Here is a 22,302-nt window from a genome sequence, read left to right as displayed (position 1 = left end):
CCCGTCCGGCGAGAGCGTGCTCGTTATTGTGACCCTCATGGGTGACGGCGAACGGATCAAGCCACCGTGGTGGCTGAAACCGGCGAACAAGGTTCGTATCCGACTGTCGCGGCTCGGAATGAGCTTCGGGGGCGAAAGTCCGGTGGTATTGGCCGTGCCGGGGCGCACGTCCGGAGTCCTGCGGTCGACGCCAATCGCGCCGATGACGGTGGACGGCAAGCGCTACGTTGTGGGGGGCTTCCCGGGCGCAGACTGGGTGCGCAACGTCCGCGCCCCCAACGAAGTCACGCTGACCCGCGGCCGCAAGCCCGAACGCGTCCGGATGGTGGAACTCTCGAGCGACGAAGCCAAACCGCTGTTGCGCGCTTTTCCCCCCGAGGTGCCCACCGGTGTCGGCTTCATCAAGCGGTGTGGACTGGTCAAAGACGGGCATCCCGAAGAGTTTGCCGCCTTGACCGGGCGTTGCGCCGTGTTCCGTTTCGAGCCGGTCTAGTCGGATGCGACGCGTGGTGCTGGTGTCATTGCTGGTGGCCGCCTGCGTCGGCGCGCCGGCGCCGGCGCGGTCCTTCGCCGCAGCGGGCTGCCCGCCGGGCGGCCCACCTCCTCCGGTCGATGCCAATGAACGGCAGGTCGGTGATCTCGACGGCGACGGCCGGCCGGACACGTTGTGGATCGGGCTGCTGCCGAAATCCGACGGGTCCCTCGAGCGGCTGGTCGGAATCAGCACCGCCAGCGGAACGAACACCGCCCAACCGATATTATCGGCGAGTCCGATTCCGTTGCGTGCCTTGGCTATTGATGCCGAGAACAACGGCGCTCACCAAGTCATTGTCAGTGACGGCCGCAGCGCCGGCCTATACGCGTTCGCCGAGTGCCGGCTGCAAACCGTTGTCGCCAGCCACGATGGCCAGCCGTTCCGGTTCGATCTGGAGAACTTGGCGGGCAACGGGACCGGGATCGGTTGCAGCAAGCTTGGTGCCGGTCGCCGGCTGGTCGGCCTGCAGGCATTGCAGGACGGCGAGCTATGGACGGTGCGCCGCACCGAGATCAACCTCAACGGCACCCTGGCCACCATCGGGCGGTCAGACACCCTCACCGCCGTTTCCGCGCAGGACCCAGTGGTGACCTCGGCAGAGACCATCAGCTGCGGAGATCTCACCATCGACCAGGACGGAGTTCAACAGCCTTGAATGACAACCCCTTTGACGCCCAGGTATGGAGACTGGTCGACGGCTTCGACGATCTGACCGACATCAGCTACCACCGTCATGTCACCGACGCCACCGTCCGGGTGGCATTTGACCGTCCCGAAGTGCGCAATGCGTTTCGCCCGCACACCGTCGATGAGCTGTATCGGGTACTCGACCACGCTCGGATGTCACCCGACGTCGGCGTGGTGCTATTGACCGGCAACGGACCGTCCCCGAAAGACGGTGGTTGGGCATTCTGCTCCGGCGGCGACCAACGAATCCGTGGACGTAGCGGCTACCAGTACGCCAGCGGCGACACCGCGGACACCGTCGACGTCGCGCGCGCCGGCCGGCTGCACATCCTGGAGGTCCAACGGCTGATCCGGTTCATGCCCAAGGTGGTTATCTGCCTGGTCAACGGCTGGGCGGCGGGTGGTGGGCATAGCCTGCATGTGGTCTGCGACCTCACCCTGGCCAGCCGCGAGCACGCCCGCTTCAAACAAACCGACGCCGACGTCGGCAGCTTCGACGGCGGCTACGGCAGCGCATACCTGGCCCGCCAGGTGGGCCAGAAGTTCGCCCGCGAGATCTTCTTTCTGGGCCGGCCGTACAGCGCCGAGCAGATGCATCGAATGGGCGCGGTGAACGAGGTCGTCGAGCACGCGGAGTTGGAGCGGGTAGGACTGGACTGGGCGGCGGCCATCAACGCTAAATCGCCTCAGGCGCAGCGGATGCTGAAGTTTGCGTTCAACCTGCTCGACGACGGGCTGGTGGGTCAGCAACTATTCGCCGGCGAGGCCACCCGGTTGGCGTACATGACCGACGAAGCCGTCGAGGGCCGTGACGCGTTCCTACAGAAGCGCCCGCCCGACTATGGCCCGTTTCCACGGTACTTCTAGATAGCGCGCCACGCGGCGAAACTAGACTGCCGACGTGTGAGCAAGAGTCCGCTGCGCCGGTTGACCGACCACATCACACTGGCCGGCATGCGCCCGCCGGTCGCGCCGCAACTGTTCGGCAACCGGCCGCCGATTAAGCCGATCGACCTCGACGGCAAGCGGGTTCTGATCACCGGCGCCTCGTCGGGCATCGGCGAGGCGGCCGCCGAGCAGTTCGCCGGGCAGGGCGCCACCGTGATCGTCGTCGCCCGCCGCAGGGATCTGCTGGACGCGGTGGCTGATCGCATCACCACCGGTGGCGGCACCGCGATGTCGGTGCCCTGCGATCTTTCCGACCTGGGCGCCATCGACGCGCTGGTCGCCGACGTCGAAAAGCGCGTCGGCGGCGTCGACATTCTGATCAACAACGCCGCCCGCTCCATCCGGCGGCCGTTAGCCGAATCGCTGCAGCGCTGGCACGACGTCGAACGGACCACGGTGCTCAATTACTACGCGCCGTTGCGGCTGGTCCGCGGGTTCGCGCCGGGGATGCTCGAGCGCGGCGACGGCCACATCATCAACGTCACCACCTGGGGGGTATTGACCGAAGCCTCTCCGCTGTTCTCGGTGTACAACGCGTCCAAGGCTGCACTGTCGGCGGTGAGCCGGACCATTGAAACCGAGTGGGGCCGACGGGGCGTGCACTCGACCACGCTCTACTACCCGCTGGTGTCCACTCCGATGATCGCGCCGACGAAGGCCTACCAGGGGATGCCCGCCCTAACTCCCCACGAAGCGGCCCAGTGGATGGTCACCGCCGCGCGCACCCGGCCGGTACGGGTGGCACCGCGGATCGCCCTTGCGGCCAAGGCACTGAACACCGTCGGACCGCGCTGGGTGAATGCCCTCATGCAGCGACGCCAAGAGGACACGACGACCAGCTGAACGACGCCCACCAGCCGAGGAGCTAGCTATGGCCGATGCCTGGACCACCATTGCGACCGAGCGCGGCGCCCTTGCCGATGACCTGGCGACGTTGACGCCATCGCAGTGGGACACCCCATCGTTGTGCGCGGGGTGGACGGTGCGCGACATCGTCGCGCACCTATGCGCAACCGCGTCGCTGAATCCGGCCAAGTTCTTCCTCGGCATGGCCGGCGCCGGTTTCAACTTCGAGAAATTCGCCAAGGGTCAGCTGGCCAAACACCGCGGCGCCGATCCGGCGGAAACCCTCCAAAAGTTCCGCAGCCTGCAGCACTCCACCTCCGCGCCGCCCGGGCCCAAGGTCTCCTGGTTGGGCGAGATCGTGATCCACGGCGCCGACGTGCGCACTCCGCTGGGCATATCGCACACCTATGCGCCGGGGACGGTGCGCCAGGTCATCGACTTCTACCAGGGCTCCAATCTGCTCATCGGCGCGAAAAGGCGCGTATCGGGGCTTGCGCTGGAAGCCACCGACGACGACTGGAAGCACGGGCAAGGCCAGCCCGTCCAGGGCCCCCTGTTGGCGCTGTTGCTCGCGACCACCGGCCGCGCGGCCGGCTGTGACGACCTCACCGGCCCGGGGGTGCAAATCCTGCGAAGCCGATGCGCCCCGACGTGATAGACACGAAGCCATGGAGATTCTGGCCAGCCGGATGCTGCTCCGACCGGTGGACTATGAGAAGTCGTTGACCTTCTATCGCGACCGCATTGGTTTGGCGATCGCACGCGAATATCCTGGCGGGACAGTGCTTTTCGCCGGACAGTCATTGCTCGAGCTGGCCGGCTACGGCAATCCCGACCAGTCCCACGGACCCTTTCCCGGAGCGCTGTGGCTGCAGGTCCGCGACGTCGAGGCCACCCAGGCGGAGCTCATTGGCCGGGGCGTATCGATCACCCGTGAAGCACGCCGCGAGCCATGGGGCCTCTACGAGATGCATGTGACCGATCCGGACGGAATCACGCTGATTTTCCTCGAGGTTCCCCGAGGTCATCCGCTCCGTGCGGACACCCGAGGTGAACGGCAGGGAACCGACGGTTAACTGCTAGGTAACATCTGGCGACGACTCCCGATACACCCGCGATTCTTGGATTTCCCGGTTCGACAATGGAATACCCCGACCAGCAGAATCAGGCACTGTGAACATCGACTTGTTCCTCTTGATCATCGTCGTCATCACGGCGTTGGCATTCGACTTCACCAACGGTTTCCACGACACCGGCAACGCCATGGCAACCTCGATCGCCAGTGGCGCCCTGGCGCCCCGGACCGCGGTCATCCTTTCGGCCGTGTTGAACCTGGTGGGAGCGTTTTTGTCCACCGCCGTGGCGGCCACTATCGCTAAAGGTCTCATCGACGCCAATCTGGTGACGCTGGAGCTGGTGTTCGCGGGCCTGGTCGGCGGGATCGTGTGGAATCTGCTGACCTGGCTACTGGGCATCCCGTCGAGTTCGTCACACGCATTGATCGGCGGCATCGTCGGGGCCACCATCGCCGCTGTCGGCGGTCGCGGCGTGATCTGGAGCGGCGTGGTGTCCAAGGTGATCGTGCCGGCCGTGGTGGCCGCGCTGCTGGCCACGCTCGTCGGGGCGATCGGCACCTGGCTGGTCTACAGGATCACCCGTGGCGTTTCGGAAAAGCGCACCGAAGGCGGCTTCCGGCACGGCCAGATCGGCTCGGCGTCGCTGGTCTCGCTGGCCCACGGCACCAACGATGCGCAGAAGACGATGGGCGTGATCTTTCTGGCCCTGATGTCCTACGGAGCGGTCAGCACCACCGCCGTGATGCCGCCCCTGTGGGTCATCGTGTCCTGCGCCCTTGCCATGGCCGGGGGTACCTATCTCGGTGGCTGGCGCATCATCAGGACCCTGGGCAAGGGGCTGGTCGAGATCAAACCTCCCCAGGGCATGGCCGCCGAGGCGTCCTCGGCCGCCGTCATCCTGTTGTCCGCGCACTTCGGCTACGCGTTGTCGACCACCCAGGTCGCCACCGGATCCGTACTGGGTAGCGGCGTCGGCAAACCCGGCGCCGAGGTGCGCTGGGGAGTGGCCGGCCGGATGGTGGCCGCATGGCTGATCACCCTGCCGTTGGCCGGCCTGGTCGGGGCAATCACCTACTGGCTCGTGCACTTCATCGGCGGATACCCCGGCGCGATAATTGGCTTCACCTTGCTGTGCGTGGTCGCTACCGCCATCTGGCTGCGGTCGCGGCGGGCGACGGTCAACCACACCAACGTCAATGCCGACTGGGAAGGCAGCCTGACGGCGGGATTGGACGGGTCGAGCAAAAGCGTCCCTCCGTTCCATGACCGACAACCACCGGCGCCACCGGCACCACCTGAAGCAAACGGTCAGCTACCACACTTGGGCGCCGACGACACGCTTGCGGCGGGGAACCCATCATGAATCATTGGTTCAACTACGCGGCCACGGCGAAGATCCTGATCTTCAGCCTGCTGGCGGGGGCTGGCCTGCCGGCACTCTTTGCCCTCGGGGTGCGGCTGCAGGCCGTCGGGGCTGATGGCGTCGGTGCGAGTAGCCCGTCACTGCGACGCACGGTATCGGTCACGCTCGGGTGGGTGATCTTCGCACTCATTCTCGCGGTGGTCGTTCTCGGGGTGCTCTACATCGCCCGCGACTTCATCGCACATCACACCGGTTGGGCCATCCTGGGAGCGAAAACCAAGTAACGTCAAGTGTATCCCTGGCTTATGGTTCGCTCACGGGCTGAACGGGAAGTTGTAACGGCGTGAATCGATTCCTTACCTCGGTCGTGTCGTGGCTGCGCGCGGGCTATCCCGAAGGCGTTCCCCCGACCGACTCCTTTGCCCTCCTTGCCCTGCTGGCGCGCCGGCTGACCAATGACGATGTCAAGGCCGTCGCCAACGAGCTGATGCGGCGCGGCGAGTTCGACAAGATCGACATCGGCGTGGTGATCACCCAAATCACCGACGAACTCCCGTCACCGGAAGATGTCGAGCGGGTGCGGGCGCGGCTGGCCGCCAATGGCTGGCCGTTCGATGACGCCCTCGAGGACCGCGCATAGCCGTTCTGCGGGCGCTCAGCGTCCCCGCCGGCCGCGCTATCGCATTGCTGCTGCCCGCCCTGCAACGCGTTCTGGATGGCCGCGATCCGGCCCTGGTCGCATTGCCGGCGGGGCATGAATCCGAGCTGTCGGGCGCATTGCGGGTGGGCGAAGACATCGGCGACGAGGTGGCGCTGGTGGTCACCACCTCAGGAACCACGGGTATACCCAAGGGCGCGCTGCTGACCGCGGAGGCGTTGCTCGCCAGTGCAGCGGCCACCCACCACCGTCTCGGCGGCGCGGGCAGCTGGTTACTGGCGGTGCCACCGTTTCACATTGCCGGTCTGCAGGTGCTGATTCGCAGCGCCCTGGCCGGCACCGTTCCCGTCGAACTGGACGTCTCGGCGGGCTTCGACATCACCGAATTACCTAGGGCAATAGCGAAATTGGACTCCGGCCGACGATACACATCGCTGGTGGCCGCTCAGCTGGCCAAGGCGCTCGCTGACCCGGCGGCGGCCGCCGCACTGGCGACATTGGACGCGGTGCTGCTTGGCGGCGGACCCGCCCCACGACCGGTGCTGGACGCGGCAACCGCCGCCGGCATCAGGGTCGTTCGCACCTACGGCATGAGCGAAACCGCGGGCGGCTGCGTTTATGACGGTGTACCCCTCGACGGGGTGAACCTGCGTGTCCGTACCGATGGCCGCATCATGATCGGCGGTCCCATACTGGCCCAGGGCTATCGCAATCCGGTTGTCCCTAACCCGTTCGCCGAACCGGGCTGGTTTCGTACCGATGATCTTGGCGTGCTGGATGATTCGGGCGCGCTGAGCGTCCTGGGCCGGGCCGACGACGCGATCAGCACCGGCGGGCTGACCGTGCTGCCGCCGCTCGTCGAGGCCGCGCTGGCCACCCACCCCGCGGTGCGCGACTGCGCGGTGTTCGGGCTCGATGACGACCGGCTAGGGCAGCGCGTGGTCGCCGCGATTGTGGTCGGCGACGAGCGCACCGCGCCGACGTTGGACGAGCTGCGCGCACATGTCTCAGGCGCACTAGATGCCACCGCAGCTCCCCGCGAGTTACACGTCGTGGATGAGCTGCCGCGGCGCGGCATCGGCAAGATCGACCGGGCGGTGTTGGTGCGCCGGTTCGCTGCCCCCAACGACCAATAGGCTGAGCAATCGTGAAGATTGCGCGCCGGGAAGCTTTGGCCGTGGTAGTCGGGGTCGTCCTGGTGGCAGCCGCGTTCGTGTTGCCCCGGTTGCCCATCGGCGTCAACCCGCGCCGGGACATCGGCCTGGAGCGCTTTGCTTCGCGAGCCGGTGCGGCGCCTATCTTCGGCTACTGGGACATCCACGCCAGCTGGGGCACGGTGGCAGCGATTGTTATCGGGATGGGCGTGGTGGTGTGGGGGCCGATTGTGGCGCAACGGCTTTCCTGGCGTTTGTTAGCCGTCGGCGCCTGGGCCACCGCGTGCGCCTGGGCGCTTTCGCTGGCCATGATCGACGGTTGGCAGCGCGGTTTCGCCGGACGGTTGACCACCAAGGACGAGTACCTGTGGGAGGTCCCCGGTATCGCGGACATCCCCGCGACTTTGCGTTCATTTGCCAGCCGGATCGTCGACTATCAGCCGCATTCCTGGGTCACGCACGTCTCCGGCCATCCACCGGGAGCGCTGCTGACGTTCGTGTGGCTGGATCGCATTGGTTTGGGTGGCGGCGCCTGGGCCGGGCTGCTGTGCCTGCTGGTCGGCTCGAGCGCGGCGGCGGCGATGGTAATCGCCGTGCGCGCGCTCGCCGATGAGCGGACCGCGCGGCGGGTCGCACCCTTTGTCGCGGTGGCGCCCACGGCCATCTGGGTCGCCGTCTCGGCCGACGGATACTTTGCCGGCGTCGCGGCATGGGGTATTGCGCTGCTCGCGGTAGCGGCGCGGGGTGCGTCGCCGCATCCGGCGCTGACGTCAGCGGGAGCGGGCCTGCTGCTGGGTTGGGGCATCTTCCTCAACTACGGCCTGCTGCTGATGGGGTTGCCCGCGTTGGCGGTACTGGCATCGGCGCGCAACTGGCGGACCGCGTTGCGGGCGTTGGGACCGGCCGTCTTGGCTGCGGTGGCGGTGGCGGTGGCATTCGCGGTCGCTGGGTTCTCCTGGTTTGAGGGCTACACCCTTGTGCAGCAACGATATTGGCAAGGGATCGCGCACGACCGACCGTTTCAGTATTGGTCGTGGGCCAACCTGGCGTGTGTGGTCTGCGCGATCGGGCTGGGCAGTGTCGCCGGTATCAGCCGGATATTCGACCGAGACGCCATCGGCCGCCGCTCGGGTTTTCACCTACTCTTGCTCGGGATGCTGGCAGCCATCGTGGTCGCCGACGTGAGCATGCTGAGCAAGGCCGAGACCGAACGGATCTGGCTGCCGTTCACCATGTGGCTGACTACCGCGCCGGCGCTGTTGACGGCGCGGTCGCACCGGGTGTGGCTGGCGGTCAACGCCGTCGGAGCTCTGCTGTTGAACAGCATCATCTTTACGAACTGGTAGCCGGCAGCCTTAGAGTCCGGCCGAGCGTGTGACCCGAGCGAACCTACTGTCCCGACCGCAGGCGTCGCGCACCACCATGACATCGTCGAAGACGTCGAAATCAGCCAATCGCTGCACGGTAGCCACGTCAATACCCCTGTCGCGCAACGCCTTAAGCGTGAGCTCGCCGGTATTGGGCCGTGACATGGGCACGGTGCGCAGGCATTGCGCCGCGGCCGGCGTGTGCACTCCCAACACCCACCAGCCTCCGTCGTCGGCAAGACCGAGCACCGCCGGCGTTTCCAGCAGCCGTTGGGCGCAATCGGCCAGCAGGCCGGCGCTCACCTGCGGGGTGTCCATGCCAACTTGGAGCACCGGGTAGCCGTCCGCCGCATCATGGTGGGCGTTGGCGAGGCGATCGGCGAAGTCGGCACCACGCTGTCCGATCACGGTGAACGTCTCGAGACGGCGCCGGATTTCGGCGGCATGTGGGGCGTTGTCCAGGTCGCCGGTGAGCGCAACCACCCGCGCGGCCACCGGGGCTGCGGCTACCGCGTCGAGCGTGTCGAGCAGGGCCGCCGCGGCGATTTCGGCTGCGACCTGGTCACCGACGGTCGCGGCCAGCCGCGTCTTGGCCAAGCCGGGTTCGGGTGCTTTGGCCACCACCAGCACCGTCACCGGTAGGTGACTCACGAGATCACCTTCCAGAAGTCCAGGATCGCAATGATGCTGCCCCGGAGCGAACCGCTGACCTTGGATTTGCCGCCCGTCCGAGGGCCGTATCGGATGTCGAGTTCAACCACCCGCCAGCCGGCGCCCGCGGCCCGAACCAGTAGTTCCAGCGGATAGCCCGACCGTCGATCGACGACGCCCAGATCCAGCAGCGCCTCCCGTCGAGTCACCCGCATGGGCGCGATGTCGTGCACCGGCAGCCCGTGGCGGGTGCGCAACCGCCAGCTCATCACCACGGTGCCCACCCGCGCGACCCACGGCCAGTGCAGTCCGGGCGCCGGACGGCGCCGGCCCGTCACCAGGTCCGCTCCCCGGTCGAGTTCGGCGACCAACCGAGGCAAGTCGCCGGCATCCATCGAGCCGTCGGCATCGATCACGGCCACCACCGGAGTCGTCGCGGCGACCACCCCAGCGTGCACCGCAGCGCCGTAGCCCGGGCGGGATTCGGTAACCACCTGGGCACCGTGCCGCCTGGCCACCGCGGCCGTGTCGTCGGTGCTGTTGTTGTCCACTACCAGCGCCCGGTAGTTAGCCGGAATGGCGGCCAGCACCGCTGGCAGGGATTCCTCCTCGTTGAGGCAGGGCAGCACCACCGTCACCACATCGCCGGACATGCACTGACCTTAGGGGTGGTCGGCCTGCCGCTCAGTGACCGCCACCTCCTGAGGAGTGCCCGCCGCCACCGGACGAACCACCGCTCGAGGACCCACCACCGGACGAACCACCACCGGACGAACCACCACCGGACGAACCACCACCCGAGGACCCGCCACCGGAGGATCCACCTCCCGACGAACCACCACCCGACGAACCCCCTCCCGAGGACCCGCCACCGGACGAACCCCCTCCCGAGGACCCGCCACCCGACGAACCGCCACCCGACGAACCCCCTCCCGACGAACCGCCACCCGACGGCGGCTGCGGGGCCTGCTGCGTGGGCTGCGGGGCGATGGTCTGCTGGGTCGGCTGCTGCGTGGGCTGAGGGGCGATGGTCTGCTGGGTCGGCTGCGGAGCGACCGTCGTCGGCGCCACTGTCGTGGGAACCACCGTCGTCGGCGCCACCGTCGTCGGAACCACCGTCGTCGGCGCCACCGTTGTCGGCGCCACCGTTGTCGGCGTCACCGTTGTCGGCTTCGGGGTGGTCGGTGCGGTGGTCACCGGCGTGGTCGGTGCCGTGGTCACCGTGGTGGTCGACGGCTTGGTTGTCGTCGGCGGCGTGGTCACCGGCGTAGTCGTCGGCGGCGTAGTCACCGTGGTGGTCGGCGGCTTAGTCGTCGTCGGCGGCGTGGTCACCGTGGTCGTCGGTGGTGCAGTCGGTGGTGTGGGCACCCCCGGCGACCAACCCGGCCACGGAATGATGATCGGAACCGGCAACGGGATCGGAGCGGGCACCACGCCGGGGGCCGGCGCGGGAGCCGGCGCCACCGGCGGCCCGCCCGTCCCAGGTGACGTTCCCTGTCGAGGAACCACACCCTGCACCGCGGGAATGGTGCCGCCCTGGAAACCCGCCGTCGGCTCATCGGCCGGCGGCGGCGGTACCGGCGCTTGCTGTTGGGTTGGCAACAGCGGCATGAACTTGCCCGGCTGGGCATTCTGATGTCCCTCGACGGGCTGCGCGGCCGCAGTCGGCCGGATGGCCACCGCCACCGCCACCGCCAACGACGCGAACCCAATGACCGCGAATGCGACGACGGCGTTGCTGATCAGCAGCGACCGGGAACTCAGCCGTGGCCGTGCCGCCGCGCCCGCTTCGTCGTCATAATCGCCATACTCGTCATAATCGTCCGGGTAGCCGTCATAGTCGTCCAGACCATCGGCGGGAAGCAACTCGTCATCGGCGGCCTGGGAGTACGCCAGCTGCCCGTCCTCGTCCCGATTGCTATCCACCACCGCCGCGGGCGCCAGGTAAGTGGTGGCGTCTGCGGCCACAGCCGGTTGAGCCATCGTCGAACCCGCGGCGACGGCCGCCATCGCCGCCCCGCGAGCCAGCGCGAAGGTGGGGTCTTCGGGAATCTGCACGCGCATCGTCGATGCGCCACGCAACTGGTCGGCAATCACGGAGGTTTGCTCGTCGGAGGTACCCACCAGCAACACCTCATCGGGGGTGCCGGCCTGGTCGTCGAACCGTGCCATCAAAGTGTCGAAGGTCGATGTGGCGTCGCCTTCAACCGGCGTCGCGGCCAGCAGCGTGGGCGGTGCGTCCCCCGCGCCCGGAATCGACAAGCTGGCCGTTTCCTCGCCGACCAGCAGAACCGCCGAGTCCGAGCCCCGCACCCCAAGCAACGCGGTGGCGGCCTCCGACTCGGACAACACCGCAACGTCTTGCACCCCGGAACTGTCCAGCGCATCCCGCAGTTCATCGGCTTTGCCTTGATCCGACCAGCACAGCCGGGTGGCAACCAGCCGGTGACCCTCGTCGACCAGCAAACGGTTCGTGCCGACCACGGTCTCCGTCAGCACCAAAACCGCGTCGTCGGCCAGATCGACCGAGGACTGGTCAATCACGGAACTAGCCTCGGCGGCCGCGCCGACGAGCGCCAAGCGCGCGATCGGACCCGCGACCGCCACCCCCAACACAACGTCCATCTAGCGGTTCTCCTTCGGCTGGCCACACCCCACAACCAGCAATGTCCAGCATCACTACACTGCAATAGCGTCGGCAGTATTCATCAATTCGGGCGACAAGGTTTCCCTATGAGCGCAGCGTAACTGGATTCTCAAGTTGTTCGGGACGGTCATCACGCAACCCGTCCGCGGATCACTTGATTTCAGCCAATGCCGCATCGTCCGAACGGAGAATATGTTCGCAATCGAACAACGCAGCGGGTCCAGCAGGGGGTTCCCTCGGCGTCGGACCGAACCAGAGCCGGCCGGAACCGACCTTGATCTCTTGGGGGCATCGTGAGCCTGAGCAGCGACGACACGCCTACTGGCCCCATCGCGGGCGCGCCACCGACGCAGCCGCCGCCCAGTTCGGCCGACCAAGGCCAAGCACCCGACCCGTTGGCGCGCCGAAACAAGATGCTCGACCTCACCGGCGGTGCGCTGCTCGTCACCGCGCTGTTCTTCCCGTGGAACCTATATTTCGGTTTCCGAATCCCCGGCAGCAACCCGTACCTGTTCGGGGTCTTGCTGCTGGTCACGCTGCTGTCCCTGGTGGCCGTCGCCGTGCCGTACCTGGGCGACCCCAAACCAACCCTGGTCGGCCGGCTCCGTCTGGGGCTCAACGTTCCCTATCTGCTGCTGCTGGTGGCGTTCGTCGTCTACGACGTTTTCCAAACGATCATTTCCGGAGGAACGGTCCACGTGCCCGGTGGTGTTGGGCCGGGCGGCTGGCTGGGGCTGGCCGGCGCACTGCTGAGTGCGCGGCCGCCGACTACCGGCCCGTCCGCCGCCGACGACGACCGGCATCAGCGCTGGCTGCTGGCGGCCCGAATCATCGGCTACGCCTCGATGTTCGGGGCGGCGCTGAGCACCGGGTTCAACTTGGCCTGGCGGGTGCGATACGCGCTGACACCCTCGGAACCCGCCTCCGGATTCGGCAAGCAGAACCTGGCGGTGATCGACACCGCCGTCGTCTACGGTGTGGTCGCCCTGGCGGCAGTGCTGATCGCCTCCCGATGGCTGCTGAAGGGCACCGCGGAATATCGCCTGTCCACCATTGGGCTGGGGGCATCGACACTGGCAGCGGGCATGGTCGTGTGGATTCTTCCGATCGGGCGCGAGATCGACGCATTCCACGGCATTGCGCAAAACACCTCGACGGCGGGAGTCGGCTATGAAGGCTATCTGGCCTGGGCGGCGGGCGCCGCGATATTCGCGCCGCTGATACTGCCCCGGTCCGCCCAACACCAGCCTATCGACCAGGGTATTTGGCGGGCGGCGGCCCGAAACGGGCTGTTACTCATCGCGGTATGGTGCTTGGGTTCGGCAGTGATGAGGCTCACCGACCTGTCCACTGCGGTGATGTTGAACTTCCCCTACTCGCGTTATGACACCATGACGCTGGCCGCGTTCGATCTGGCCACCGGGGTGCTGGCAATCTGGCTTCGGGTCAATGCGGCCAGCATGGTCACCGCCGCGCTACCGGCGCGACTGTTCTCGTCACTGTCTGGCCTGCTGTTCACGCTCACCATTGCTCGCGTCCTCGTCGGCGTCCTGCTCGCGCCGCGTTTCGCCCCAACCCCCGGTGTGGTGCCGAACCCGGTCTACGGAAACAATCTTGCCCAACAGATCACCAGTGTCTTCGACGTGACACTGTGTGGCCTGGCCTTCGGCGTTGCCGCCGCCGTCGCCATCAGCCGACGACAACCTCAGACCACGCGATCTCACCAACCCCGCCGACGCCCACGCCGAGCGCGCCGGCCCGGACCCTGGTCTGCCCGTGGGGGCGCCGCGGTGCCGTCGGAGGCCAAGACGACCCAGTTCCGCACCCCCGACGCGGGCGCCGTTGAGGACGACACGCCCACCCCAGTGTTGTCCGAGCCCACCGGGTCGCCCCGAATCTTCCGCTCCGCCGAGACCACCGGCCCAGTCCGGCCGAAGATCTACCGGCCACCGGGCTCCGCGCAGTAGCCACCGTCAGCGCAGGGGCGCAAACGCGAACCCGCGCAATCCGTCGCGCGGTTCCACGGCGGCGCGGAAGCCCAGCACCTCGGCGGCACGCGCCGGATCGGCGACGATGTGTCGCACATCGCCGCTGCGGTACTGCCCGGTGATGATCGGTGATACCGAGTCGGCCCGGGCATGACACAGCGCGGTGGCGACTTCGAGAATCGAGATGGGCCGCCCCGAGCAGACATTCACTGCGGTAAACCCCTTGGCCTCGCCCTCGACACGATGCGCCGCGGCGAGGTTGGCCGCGGCTATATCGTCGACGTGGACGAAGTCACGCATCTGACCACCGTCTTCGAAAACCCGTGGCGGTTCGCCCTTTTCCAATGACGAGCGAAAGATCGCCGCGACTCCCGAGTAGGGAGTGTCGCGCGGCATGCCGGGGCCGTAGACGTTGTGGTAGCGCAGCGCCACCACGGAGGCGCCCGTCGACTCCGACCACGCTAGCGCGTAGTGCTCCTGGGCGGTCTTGCTGGCCGCGTACAGGCTACGCGGCCGCAGCTCGGCCGATTCGTCGACAAGTACCCAGCCGACCGGCTCCCCACAAGCCGGGCAGCGATGCTCGAACACGCCGGTGTCCAGGTCGCTGCGCCGCCGGGGTAGCGGGTCGACGTGGCCATGTTGGCGACACTGGTAGCGGCCCTGCCCGTAGACCACCATCGACGACGCGAGCACCAGGCGCCGGACACCGGCCGCGAACATCTGCGCCAGCAGCACCGTGGTACCCAGGTCGTTGTGGGCGCCATACAGGGGGGCGTCGGCCGCATCCACGCCCGCACCCACCATCGCCGCCTGGTGACACACCAGGTCCACACCGGCCAGCAAGGGCGCTATCGCATCGGCATCGCGGACGTCTACCCGGTGACACCCGGGCGGCAACACCGGGTTTGGCCCGTGCGCGGCAGGCAACAACGCATCCACGCCGACAACGTCATGGCCCGCGGCGCTGAGCACCGCCCCCACCCGAGATCCGATGAATCCGGCCGCGCCGGTCAGCAGCACTTTCATGGCAACTCGAACGGTAAGATGACACCGGCGTGCATCAGGCAGTGGCTGCAACTGCGCTCTGCGCCGACCCGACCGATTGCCGCCTGCACCAGCTGCTTGAGCATATCAATCTTTCCTCTGAATTCAGCAAACACGTCGGCGGCCTTCACACCCTCACCAACGCCGACGCCGGCATCGATGTCGGTAACCAAAGCGATTGCCGTATAGCATAGTTCGAGTTCACGGGCGAGTATCGCCTCCGGATATCCGGTCATGTTGACCAAGCTGAACCCGGCCGCGGCGAACCACCGACTTTCCGCGCGCGTGGAAAAGCGCGGGCCCTGGATGACCACCATGGTGCCGCCGTCAACCACCTCGGGCAGCCCGGTGACCGCGCTCCGCAGCGTCGGACAGTACGGATCGGCAAAAGCAGCGTGCACACCGCCGGAATCAAAGTAGGTGTCGATTCGGCCGCTGGTGCGGTCCACCAGCTGGTCGGGCACCACCACCGCACCCGGCCCCAGCTGCGGGTCCAGGCTGCCGACCGCGCACGGGGCGAACACCCGCCGGACGCCGAGCGCGCGCAGCGCCCACATATTGGCCCGATACGGCACGGTGTGCGCCGAATACTGGTGCAGCGCGCCGTGGCGGGGCAGAAAGGCGACTTCATGTCCGGCGATGGCGCCGATCGTGATCGGGGCACTGGGCGAACCGTAGGGGGTGTCCGGATGGACACTGCGAGCATCGGGTCCGAAAAAACTGTAGAAGCCGCTGCCACCGATCACTCCGAGCATCCGCCCATTGTTGTGCATGGGGCAGGATGCCCTGGTGGCCACATTCACGCAGTGGGTCTCCGGGGCGCGTCCCCATACCCTGCCCAACGCGGTGGCGCCGGTCGTCGCGGGCACCGGCGCCGCGGCCTGGCTGCACGCCGCCGTGTGGTGGAAAGCGCTGCTGGCACTGGCTGTCGCGGTGGCACTGATCATCGGCGTCAACTACGCCAATGACTATTCCGACGGCATCCGCGGCACCGACGACGAACGGTCCGGCCCAGCACGGCTGGTGGGCTCGCGCTTGGCAAGCCCGCGATCGGTGCGGGCCGCGGCCCTGGTGAGCCTCACAGTCGCCGCGCTGGCCGGGCTGGCGCTGGCGTTGCTCAGTCAACCGTGGCTGATCGTCCTCGGTGCCGGCTGCATTGCGGGTGCCTGGCTCTACACCGGCGGCTCCAAGCCGTACGGCTACTCGGGTTTCGGCGAGGTCGCGGTGTTCGTATTCTTCGGCCTCGTCGCAGTACTGGGCACCCAGTACACGCAGGCTCTACGGGTCGACTGGGTGGGGCTGGTGCTGGCGGTGGCGACGGGAGCCTTGTCGTCATCGGTGCTGGTCGCCAACAATCTGCGCGACATCCCCACCGACGCGCAGTCCCACAAGATCACCCTGGCGGTACGCCTGGGCGATGCTCGCACCCGGCTGCTCTACCAGGCGCTGCTGGTCACGGCCGGGGCGTTGACGCTGGCGTTGACGATCGCGACGCCGTGGTGCGCCGTGGGGGTGTTGGCCACCCCAGTGGCCCTGCGAGCGTCGGCGCCGGTGCGAGCCGGCCGCGGCGGACCCGAGTTGATACCGGTGCTGCGTGACACCGGGCTGGCGATGATCGTTTGGGCCATTGCCGTGTCCATCGCGTTAGCGTGGGCAGCATGAATGCGCCTACGGTCTTGGCTGGCGCCCACGGGGCGGGCCATGTCGGAGTGTCTTCGCCACTAGAGCACACTCAACGTGTGGATAACACCAAAGGACGGCTATGACGGAGATCGCCACGACCAGTGGGCCCAACAACGTCGGACTGCTCAGCGTCGGCGCCTACCGCCCCGCGCGGGTGGTCACCAACGAGGAGATATGCCAGAACATCGACTCCTCCGATGAATGGATCTACTCCCGAACCGGAATCAAAACACGCCGGTTCGCCGGCGACCAGGAGTCCGCGGCTTCCATGGCGATCGAGGCCAGCCAGCAGGCGATTTCGCGGGCCGCGCTCAACGGGTCCGACATCGACGGAGTGATCGTCGCCACCAGCACACACTTTCTGCAAACCCCGGCCTGTGCCCCGATCGTCGCCGCCGGACTGGGCGCCCAGGGCGTGCCCGCCTTCGACATCTCAGCAGGTTGCGCCGGCTTCGGATACGCGCTGGGTGTGGCGGCCGACATGATCCGAGGCGGCAGCGCCGGCACGATATTGGTGGTCGGGACCGAAAAACTCTCACCCACCGTTGACATGCACGACCGGAGCAACTGCTTCATCTTCGCCGACGGCGCCGCCGCGGTGGTGGTGGGCAAGACACCCAGCCAAGGCGTGGGTCCGGCTGTGTGGGGTAGCGACGGCGAACAGGCGACCGCAATCCGCCAGGACATCGACTGGATCAGCTATGCGGAAAACCAGACCGGCCCACGCCCGTTTCTACGCATGGAAGGGACCGCCGTTTTCCGCTGGGCGGCGTTCGAGATGGGCAAAGTCGGCCAGCAGGCGATGGATGCGGCCGGGGTCAAACCCGACGACATCGACGTGTTCATACCCCACCAGGCCAACAGCCGAATCAACGAACTGCTGACCAAGACCCTGCAGTTACGACCGGATGCCATCATCGCCAACGACATCGAGCACACCGGCAATACCTCGGCCGCTTCCATTCCGCTGGCCATGGCCGAACTGTTGGCGACCGGAGCCGCCCAACCCGGGGATTTGGCCTTGCTGATCGGCTACGGGGCAGGCCTGAGCTATGCCGCGCAGGTGGTGCGGATGCCCGTCGGTTGAGCGCGATCTCAGCTTTCGTCGACGCCGTCGTCGGCAAGCTGATCGGGCCGCTCTCCGGGCATGGCATCACCCCGCAACCGGGCCCGCAATCGTTCGCGTTCGGCGCGTCTGCGCTCGCCCACGATCGCGAGCGCAGCCGTTGCGCGCCGGCGCAGCGGGGTGAACAGCCAGATCCCCAATGGCATCGCGATGATCAGGCCGAACAGTGCCGCCACCACGAGCGGGAATTCGGCAATCCCCGCCAGTAGCGCCGCTCCGTAGATCGCAGCGCTGACCACGACTGCCAGCAACAACCGGGCGATGGCGTACACCAACACATCGACGACTCCGCGGTAGCGCGGGCCCCCCGCGGTTCCGGCGGCATTGCCGCTAGGCGCTTCTGACACAGCCTGAGCCTACGGCGCGGGTATATTCGCTCACAGGAGGTGTCGAGTGCTTTACCTGCTCGTCGTACTGATAATGGGGACGCTGATCTACATCGGCTGGCGTGCCGCCAAGGCGCAGTCGAACCGGCCGAAGACTCGCGTTATCGGGCCCGACGATGATCCAGAATTCTTGCGGCGGCTGGGGCAAGGCGGCCAGTAGGCGCGTTCACCCACCCCGCGCTAGGTGAAGTTCGGGTTGGATCGTCGCTGGTCCGCGGCGAATCCATCGGTGACCACGGCGGCCAATTCGGCAAGCGCTTCCCGCGTGTCGCGTTTCAACAAGTCCAGCGCGATCTCGGCGCCTTCGTCGAGATGTGGGTCGAACGGCATCAGCCGCACCGCCCGGCAACGCCGCCCGAAGTGGTCAATCACCTTCTGCATATCAACCTTGCCTGAGCGTGGCCGCACCCCGTTGATCACCGCGATGGAGTTGCGCACCAAATCCTCATAGCCGTGTGCCTCCAGCCAGTCCAGCGTCGCAGAAGCACTCCGTGCCCCATCGATGGAGCCGGAGCTCACCACGATCAGCATGTCGGACTTGGCCAGTATCGCCGCCATCGCCGAATGCAGCAGCCCGGTACCGCAATCGGTGAGCACCAGGCCATAGAAGCGTTCCAGGATGTCCAGGGTGCGGTTGTAGTCGTCGGCGCTGAAGGCCTCGGAAGCGGCCGGATCGGTGTCTGAGGCCAGTACCTCCAGGCCGCTGGGCCCCTGCGAGGTGTAGCCCCGCACATCGCTGTAGCGCTCGATGCCTTCGGCATCGCGCAGCAGGTGCCGGACGGTGGCCGGCGTTTCCAACGGCACCTTCTGGCTCAGCGTGCCGCGGTCGGGGTTGGCGTCCACCGCGACCACACGGTCACCACGGACGGAGGCGAAGGTCGATCCCAACGTCGCGGTGATCGTGGTCTTGCCGACGCCGCCCTTCAGCGACACCATCGCGATCCGGTAGCAGCCCCGCATGGGCCTGTTGATCTGGGCAACCAGGTTGTTGTAGCGGCTGGCGCGGGGGCTCTCGCCCAGGTTGATCCGCTGACCGGACAGGACGTAGAGCAACCGACGCCAGCCTTCCGATGGCGGCGGTTTGACCGGTCGCAGCAGCATGGTGGTGGCTAGCTCGGGATACGGCGTTTGAGGTATCGGCTCCGGCCGGTACTCGCCCCGCTGGGCTGGCCCTTCGGCCGAGTCGGGCGGTCCGGTGTAGTAGGCGCCGTACGCCGTCGGATCTAGCCGCGGCAAACCGCTCACCGGTCCGGTATCCCACGGCGGCACTTCGGCGGAAGTCGACGGCCCTACGCCGAGCGCCCCAGGGCCCTCGGCCGGTCCGGGGCTACGCCGCTCGGTTCGAAACCCGGCGAAAGCCCGGGTCGGGGCGTCGCCGCCGGGCTCGACGGGCTGGTCGCCCGGGTACTGCTGGGGCAGCTGCATGGTGGGATGATCCGAGCCAACGTTTCCCTCTTGGGCTGTGGGCTCCCCTACACCGGTCGTTGGTTGCTCTGACACGCGCACCCTCCCCTAGTTATGACTCAGCCCACGCCCGCATAGGAATGCAGGCCGACCGTCACCAGGTTAACGAAGAACAAATTGAAGACCATGGCGACAAATCCGGCGACGTTGATCCAGGCGGCCTTCCGATCCCGCCAGCCGGCTGTCGACCTGGCATGCAGGTACGCCGCGTATACCACCCACGCGACGAACGACACCGTCTCCTTGGGATCCCAACCCCAGTACCTCCCCCAGGCCTCCTCGGCCCAGATGGCACCGAAGATCACTCCGAAACCGAACACTGGGAAAGCAAACATGGTGGTCCGGTAGGCGATCCGGTCCAAAGTCTGGGCATCGGGGAATCGTTGCACCAGCCGCGCCAGCGTGCCCGGATCATGCTCGGCGTCGGGCTCACCCAGCCGCGAGGTCCGCAGCAGGAAAAGGATGCTGGCAATGCCGGCAACCAGAAAGATCCCCGAACCGAGACTGACCACGGACACGTGGATGGGCAGCCAGTAGGACTGCAACGCCGGCATCACCGGTGCGGCATTGGCGTAAAGCCAGCGTCCGGACACCGTGAGCAGAATTAGCACCGGCACCAGCAGGAATACCCACAGCGGCCGATACTGCGGGCGACGCAGCACGATCGCGCCGGCGACCAGCCCGGACAAACAAGTCAGGTTGATGAACTCGTACATGTTGCCCCACGGCACCCGCATGGTGGCCAGGCCACGCAACACGATGCACGCCAGCAGGAGCCCGGTGCCGAGGTAGACCACGGCCAGTCCGGCCCGCCCGACGCGTTCGTCGAATGGGCGCAGCGGCGGCGCCGCCACGATTCCCGGTGTGGCGCTGTCGCCGGCCACCGAGCCGGCCGGCACCAATTCGCGTTCGTCCACCTTGCGGCCACGCACATAGGCCAGCTCGAACGCCAGCAGCAGCAGCGCAACGACCAGCGCGACCACCGCCGAGGTGAATGCCCAGTCGGAGTATCTGGCCAATCCGATGTTGATGTTGGCCGGGTTCATGTGACGTCCACCTGAGGACTCCTTCTTGCCGTCCCGCCAGCGGTCTGCGAGACCGAGTCGGTCGCGCCGGACTCACGCAGCCCGGACAACAATCTTTCGGTCAGCCGCTCGAACTCGTCGCCCCATCCGGAGTTATCCGTCCGAGCCAGGCCACCCAGCTCGACGTTCACCGTACCCGGCGCTTCAATCGCCGACGTGAGTCGAACCCAAACCCTGCGACGGCGCACCAGCAGAGACACCAACAGCCCGGCCATCATGGTGATCGCGAAAACCAGCACCCACGCCTGGCCGGGGTCGTGGGAAACCTGCACGTTGACGAATGGCACCGCACCATCGAACCGGACGACCGTACCGGCCGCGGGGCCCTGCGCAATGCGGACCTGTTCACCCGCGCGCAGGTTGACACGCTTTTCTTTGACCAGCCGACCTTGCTCGATCAGCCGTGGATCCAGAGCGAACAATGACTGCGGTCGTCCGCTGTCCAGACCGGTGTCGCCGCGGTAGATGTCGACAGCCACCGCGGGCGCGTTGAGGGCCGGGAACCGTGATGACAGCAACGTCCCGTCGAGCTGTTCGGTCGGCGCCAGCAGACCCTGAATCGCGATCTCATGTTTGCGGCGCACGTCGGCGTCCGGGTAGCTGCCAGCCGGCGGGTCGATGCGCACCACACCCGACGACAGCAGGGTTTGTGGGTTGTCCGGGCGCCACTGCACCGTCGACGTCCGGGTCTGCCCGTCCGGGAACGTCACCGTGAAGGTGGGCGCGTAGCCGTGGCCCTGCAGGTACACCCGGTCGCCGCCGACACGCAGCGGTCGGTTGACTTCCAGTCGGTAGGGCCGCCAGGTGTTGGCCGTCAGTTCGCTGCCGGCCTGATAGTCGATGTCCGCGGCGAACGAGATGGCCTGCCCGGACGGCAGGTAGTGCGCGTCAAAGTCGTTGACCCGGATACAGATCGGGTACAGCGCTGTGCCGTCGACGGTGTTCCCGGCGCGAAACGAGTCGAAGGCGGCCGGCGAGGCCGAGCAGAAGCCGGGACCGCCGTCGGCGATGACGATCACGTTGCCCTCGTAGCCGAACAGCTTGCCGACGGCCACCGCGACCAGCAGGCCTAGCAGCGAGAAGTGGAACACAATATTGCCGAATTCACGCAGGTAGCCACGCTCGGCGGACAACTCCACAACTTCGGATGCTGCGTCGCCAGTGGGTTTGCGCCGAATGGCGGTGCGCCAGCCGCGGAGACGCCCGGAGATCAACGCCGCCAGGGCTTCAGGTTCGCCGACGAGCTGTGCCCCGGCGTGCTTGGGCAACCGGGCCAGGTTACGCGGCGCGGCGACCGGCGTGGCCCGCAAGCTGCGGGCGTGCTCGATCATCCGCGGGGTCAGACAGCCGACCAGCGACACGAACAGCAGCACGTAGATGGCGGTGAACCAGAAACTGGAGAACACATCGAAGGCCTGCATCTGGTTCAGCCAGGGGCCGATCACCGGGTGGGCTTTCAGGTAGTCGTCGACCTTGCCGGCGTTGAGGCTGCGTTGCGGCAGCAGCGCCCCGGGTATCGCGCCGAGCGCAAGCAGAAACAGCAGCACCAACGCGGTGCCCATCGAGGTCAGCGAACGCCAGGTATTGCGCGCCC

24 protein-coding genes are annotated in these 22,302 nt (G+C 67.1%); 15 read left to right on the top strand and 9 right to left on the bottom strand.

What is annotated here, in order from left to right; translation table 11 throughout:
- The first annotated feature begins 37 nt into the window (after positions 1-37).
- The 11 genes from MB901379_RS03725 to MB901379_RS03675 all read left to right on the top strand — a co-directional run bounded on the left by MB901379_RS03725 (position 38) and on the right by MB901379_RS03675 (position 8,613).
- Positions 38-493, top strand: coding sequence for a nitroreductase/quinone reductase family protein (locus tag MB901379_RS03725; protein ID WP_158015423.1), 456 nt, complete (start codon positions 38-40; stop codon positions 491-493).
- 4 nt (positions 494-497) lie between these two features.
- Positions 498-1,190 carry a hypothetical protein gene (locus MB901379_RS03720; protein ID WP_158015422.1) on the top strand — a complete coding sequence of 231 codons (693 nt, stop codon included), beginning with the start codon at positions 498-500 and terminating at the stop codon, positions 1,188-1,190.
- The gene (locus tag MB901379_RS03715) at positions 1,187-2,089 is read left to right on the top strand and encodes a 1,4-dihydroxy-2-naphthoyl-CoA synthase (protein ID WP_158015421.1); all 903 of its coding nucleotides are present in this window, start codon (positions 1,187-1,189) and stop codon (positions 2,087-2,089) included. The genes MB901379_RS03720 and MB901379_RS03715 overlap by 4 nt, the downstream gene beginning before the upstream one ends.
- A gap of 36 nt (positions 2,090-2,125) precedes the next feature.
- On the top strand, positions 2,126-3,013 hold the full coding sequence (locus tag MB901379_RS03710) for an SDR family oxidoreductase (protein ID WP_158015420.1): 888 nt from the start codon (positions 2,126-2,128) through the stop codon (positions 3,011-3,013).
- A gap of 28 nt (positions 3,014-3,041) precedes the next feature.
- Positions 3,042-3,671, top strand: coding sequence for a maleylpyruvate isomerase family mycothiol-dependent enzyme (locus tag MB901379_RS03705; protein WP_158015419.1), 630 nt, complete (start codon positions 3,042-3,044; stop codon positions 3,669-3,671).
- A gap of 13 nt (positions 3,672-3,684) precedes the next feature.
- Positions 3,685-4,092: a VOC family protein gene (locus MB901379_RS03700; RefSeq protein WP_158015418.1), complete on the top strand. Its 408-nt coding sequence runs from the start codon at positions 3,685-3,687 to the stop codon at positions 4,090-4,092.
- Positions 4,093-4,189: 97 nt separating this feature from the next.
- Positions 4,190-5,455 carry an inorganic phosphate transporter gene (locus tag MB901379_RS03695; protein ID WP_158015417.1) on the top strand — a complete coding sequence of 422 codons (1,266 nt, stop codon included), beginning with the start codon at positions 4,190-4,192 and terminating at the stop codon, positions 5,453-5,455.
- Positions 5,452-5,739, top strand: coding sequence for a hypothetical protein (locus MB901379_RS03690; RefSeq protein ID WP_158015416.1), 288 nt, complete (start codon positions 5,452-5,454; stop codon positions 5,737-5,739). Before MB901379_RS03695 ends, MB901379_RS03690 begins: the two co-directional genes overlap by 4 nt.
- A gap of 59 nt (positions 5,740-5,798) precedes the next feature.
- A complete protein-coding gene (locus tag MB901379_RS03685; RefSeq protein ID WP_158015415.1) occupies positions 5,799-6,095 on the top strand; it encodes a DUF3349 domain-containing protein in 297 nt (98 codons plus the stop codon).
- 44 nt (positions 6,096-6,139) lie between these two features.
- The gene (menE, locus tag MB901379_RS03680) at positions 6,140-7,249 is read left to right on the top strand and encodes an o-succinylbenzoate--CoA ligase (protein ID WP_232021977.1); all 1,110 of its coding nucleotides are present in this window, start codon (positions 6,140-6,142) and stop codon (positions 7,247-7,249) included.
- Positions 7,250-7,260: 11 nt separating this feature from the next.
- Positions 7,261-8,613, top strand: coding sequence for a hypothetical protein (locus MB901379_RS03675; protein ID WP_158015414.1), 1,353 nt, complete (start codon positions 7,261-7,263; stop codon positions 8,611-8,613).
- A 9-nt stretch (positions 8,614-8,622) separates the two neighbouring features.
- On the opposite strand, the gene MB901379_RS03670 is transcribed toward MB901379_RS03675, so the two are convergent.
- The 3 genes from MB901379_RS03670 to MB901379_RS03660 are packed head-to-tail and all read right to left on the bottom strand — an operon-like array spanning position 8,623 to position 11,910.
- Positions 8,623-9,285: a TIGR04282 family arsenosugar biosynthesis glycosyltransferase gene (locus tag MB901379_RS03670; protein ID WP_158015413.1), complete on the bottom strand. Its 663-nt coding sequence runs from the start codon at positions 9,283-9,285 to the stop codon at positions 8,623-8,625.
- Positions 9,282-9,938 (bottom strand): glycosyltransferase family 2 protein, encoded by a 657-nt coding sequence (locus MB901379_RS03665; protein ID WP_197717856.1) that lies wholly within the window; start codon positions 9,936-9,938, stop codon positions 9,282-9,284. The genes MB901379_RS03670 and MB901379_RS03665 overlap by 4 nt, the downstream gene beginning before the upstream one ends.
- Before the next feature lie 31 nt (positions 9,939-9,969).
- Positions 9,970-11,910 (bottom strand): hypothetical protein, encoded by a 1,941-nt coding sequence (locus MB901379_RS03660; protein WP_158015412.1) that lies wholly within the window; start codon positions 11,908-11,910, stop codon positions 9,970-9,972.
- A gap of 435 nt (positions 11,911-12,345) precedes the next feature.
- On the opposite strand from MB901379_RS03660, the gene MB901379_RS03655 reads away from it, so the two are divergent.
- The gene (locus tag MB901379_RS03655; protein ID WP_232022075.1) at positions 12,346-13,899 is read left to right on the top strand and encodes a DUF7937 domain-containing protein; all 1,554 of its coding nucleotides are present in this window, start codon (positions 12,346-12,348) and stop codon (positions 13,897-13,899) included.
- 6 nt (positions 13,900-13,905) lie between these two features.
- Here MB901379_RS03655 and MB901379_RS03650 read toward each other — a convergent pair whose 3' ends face one another.
- Together MB901379_RS03650 and MB901379_RS03645 are read right to left on the bottom strand one after the other, a co-directional pair.
- Positions 13,906-14,946: an NAD-dependent epimerase/dehydratase family protein gene (locus MB901379_RS03650; protein ID WP_158015411.1), complete on the bottom strand. Its 1,041-nt coding sequence runs from the start codon at positions 14,944-14,946 to the stop codon at positions 13,906-13,908.
- Positions 14,943-15,719, bottom strand: coding sequence for an S-methyl-5'-thioadenosine phosphorylase (locus MB901379_RS03645; protein WP_232021976.1), 777 nt, complete (start codon positions 15,717-15,719; stop codon positions 14,943-14,945). The genes MB901379_RS03650 and MB901379_RS03645 overlap by 4 nt, the downstream gene beginning before the upstream one ends.
- Before the next feature lie 34 nt (positions 15,720-15,753).
- Between MB901379_RS03645 and MB901379_RS03640 the strand changes: the two genes are divergently transcribed.
- Positions 15,754-16,626 (top strand): 1,4-dihydroxy-2-naphthoate polyprenyltransferase, encoded by an 873-nt coding sequence (locus tag MB901379_RS03640; protein WP_158015409.1) that lies wholly within the window; start codon positions 15,754-15,756, stop codon positions 16,624-16,626.
- 100 nt (positions 16,627-16,726) lie between these two features.
- Complete coding sequence (locus MB901379_RS03635) at positions 16,727-17,734, top strand: beta-ketoacyl-ACP synthase III (protein ID WP_158015408.1); 1,008 nt, start codon at positions 16,727-16,729, stop codon at positions 17,732-17,734.
- Positions 17,735-17,742: 8 nt separating this feature from the next.
- Here the strand turns inward: MB901379_RS03635 and MB901379_RS03630 are convergent, their stop codons facing one another.
- Positions 17,743-18,120 (bottom strand): DUF4229 domain-containing protein, encoded by a 378-nt coding sequence (locus MB901379_RS03630; RefSeq protein ID WP_158015407.1) that lies wholly within the window; start codon positions 18,118-18,120, stop codon positions 17,743-17,745.
- A 46-nt stretch (positions 18,121-18,166) separates the two neighbouring features.
- On the opposite strand from MB901379_RS03630, the gene MB901379_RS03625 reads away from it, so the two are divergent.
- The gene (locus MB901379_RS03625; RefSeq protein ID WP_158015406.1) at positions 18,167-18,319 is read left to right on the top strand and encodes a hypothetical protein; all 153 of its coding nucleotides are present in this window, start codon (positions 18,167-18,169) and stop codon (positions 18,317-18,319) included.
- Positions 18,320-18,339: 20 nt separating this feature from the next.
- Here MB901379_RS03625 and MB901379_RS03620 read toward each other — a convergent pair whose 3' ends face one another.
- The 3 genes from MB901379_RS03620 to MB901379_RS03610 form a co-directional block, all read right to left on the bottom strand.
- Entirely contained in the window at positions 18,340-19,584 is a 1,245-nt protein-coding gene (locus MB901379_RS03620) for a MinD/ParA family ATP-binding protein (protein ID WP_158018917.1), read from the bottom strand.
- A gap of 98 nt (positions 19,585-19,682) precedes the next feature.
- Positions 19,683-20,669: a c-type cytochrome biogenesis protein CcsB gene (gene ccsB / locus MB901379_RS03615; RefSeq protein WP_158015405.1), complete on the bottom strand. Its 987-nt coding sequence runs from the start codon at positions 20,667-20,669 to the stop codon at positions 19,683-19,685.
- Entirely contained in the window at positions 20,666-22,270 is a 1,605-nt protein-coding gene (locus tag MB901379_RS03610) for a cytochrome c biogenesis protein ResB (RefSeq protein ID WP_158018916.1), read from the bottom strand. The genes ccsB and MB901379_RS03610 overlap by 4 nt, the downstream gene beginning before the upstream one ends.
- Positions 22,271-22,302 lie beyond the last annotated feature (32 nt).

The organism is Mycobacterium basiliense, assembly GCF_900292015.1.
GTDB lineage: Bacteria > Actinomycetota > Actinomycetes > Mycobacteriales > Mycobacteriaceae > Mycobacterium > Mycobacterium basiliense.
Note: the sequence above shows the minus strand (reverse complement) of the source record. Positions and strands in the feature narration are given on the sequence as shown.

Coding starts and splice junctions, on each gene's coding strand:
- MB901379_RS03635 (WP_158015408.1), top strand. CDS start 16,727: ATGACGGAGATCGCCACGACCAGTGGGCCCAACAACGTCGGACTGCTC.
- MB901379_RS03705 (WP_158015419.1), top strand. CDS start 3,042: ATGGCCGATGCCTGGACCACCATTGCGACCGAGCGCGGCGCCCTTGCC.
- MB901379_RS03655 (WP_232022075.1), top strand. CDS start 12,346: ATGCTCGACCTCACCGGCGGTGCGCTGCTCGTCACCGCGCTGTTCTTC.
- MB901379_RS03650 (WP_158015411.1), bottom strand. CDS start 14,946: ATGAAAGTGCTGCTGACCGGCGCGGCCGGATTCATCGGATCTCGGGTG.
- MB901379_RS03690 (WP_158015416.1), top strand. CDS start 5,452: ATGAATCATTGGTTCAACTACGCGGCCACGGCGAAGATCCTGATCTTC.
- MB901379_RS03720 (WP_158015422.1), top strand. CDS start 498: ATGCGACGCGTGGTGCTGGTGTCATTGCTGGTGGCCGCCTGCGTCGGC.
- ccsB (WP_158015405.1), bottom strand. CDS start 20,669: ATGAACCCGGCCAACATCAACATCGGATTGGCCAGATACTCCGACTGG.
- MB901379_RS03725 (WP_158015423.1), top strand. CDS start 38: ATGGGTGACGGCGAACGGATCAAGCCACCGTGGTGGCTGAAACCGGCG.
- MB901379_RS03610 (WP_158018916.1), bottom strand. CDS start 22,270: ATGGGCACCGCGTTGGTGCTGCTGTTTCTGCTTGCGCTCGGCGCGATA.
- MB901379_RS03620 (WP_158018917.1), bottom strand. CDS start 19,584: ATGCAGCTGCCCCAGCAGTACCCGGGCGACCAGCCCGTCGAGCCCGGC.
- MB901379_RS03645 (WP_232021976.1), bottom strand. CDS start 15,719: ATGCTCGGAGTGATCGGTGGCAGCGGCTTCTACAGTTTTTTCGGACCC.
- MB901379_RS03665 (WP_197717856.1), bottom strand. CDS start 9,938: ATGTCCGGCGATGTGGTGACGGTGGTGCTGCCCTGCCTCAACGAGGAG.
- MB901379_RS03660 (WP_158015412.1), bottom strand. CDS start 11,910: ATGGACGTTGTGTTGGGGGTGGCGGTCGCGGGTCCGATCGCGCGCTTG.
- MB901379_RS03700 (WP_158015418.1), top strand. CDS start 3,685: ATGGAGATTCTGGCCAGCCGGATGCTGCTCCGACCGGTGGACTATGAG.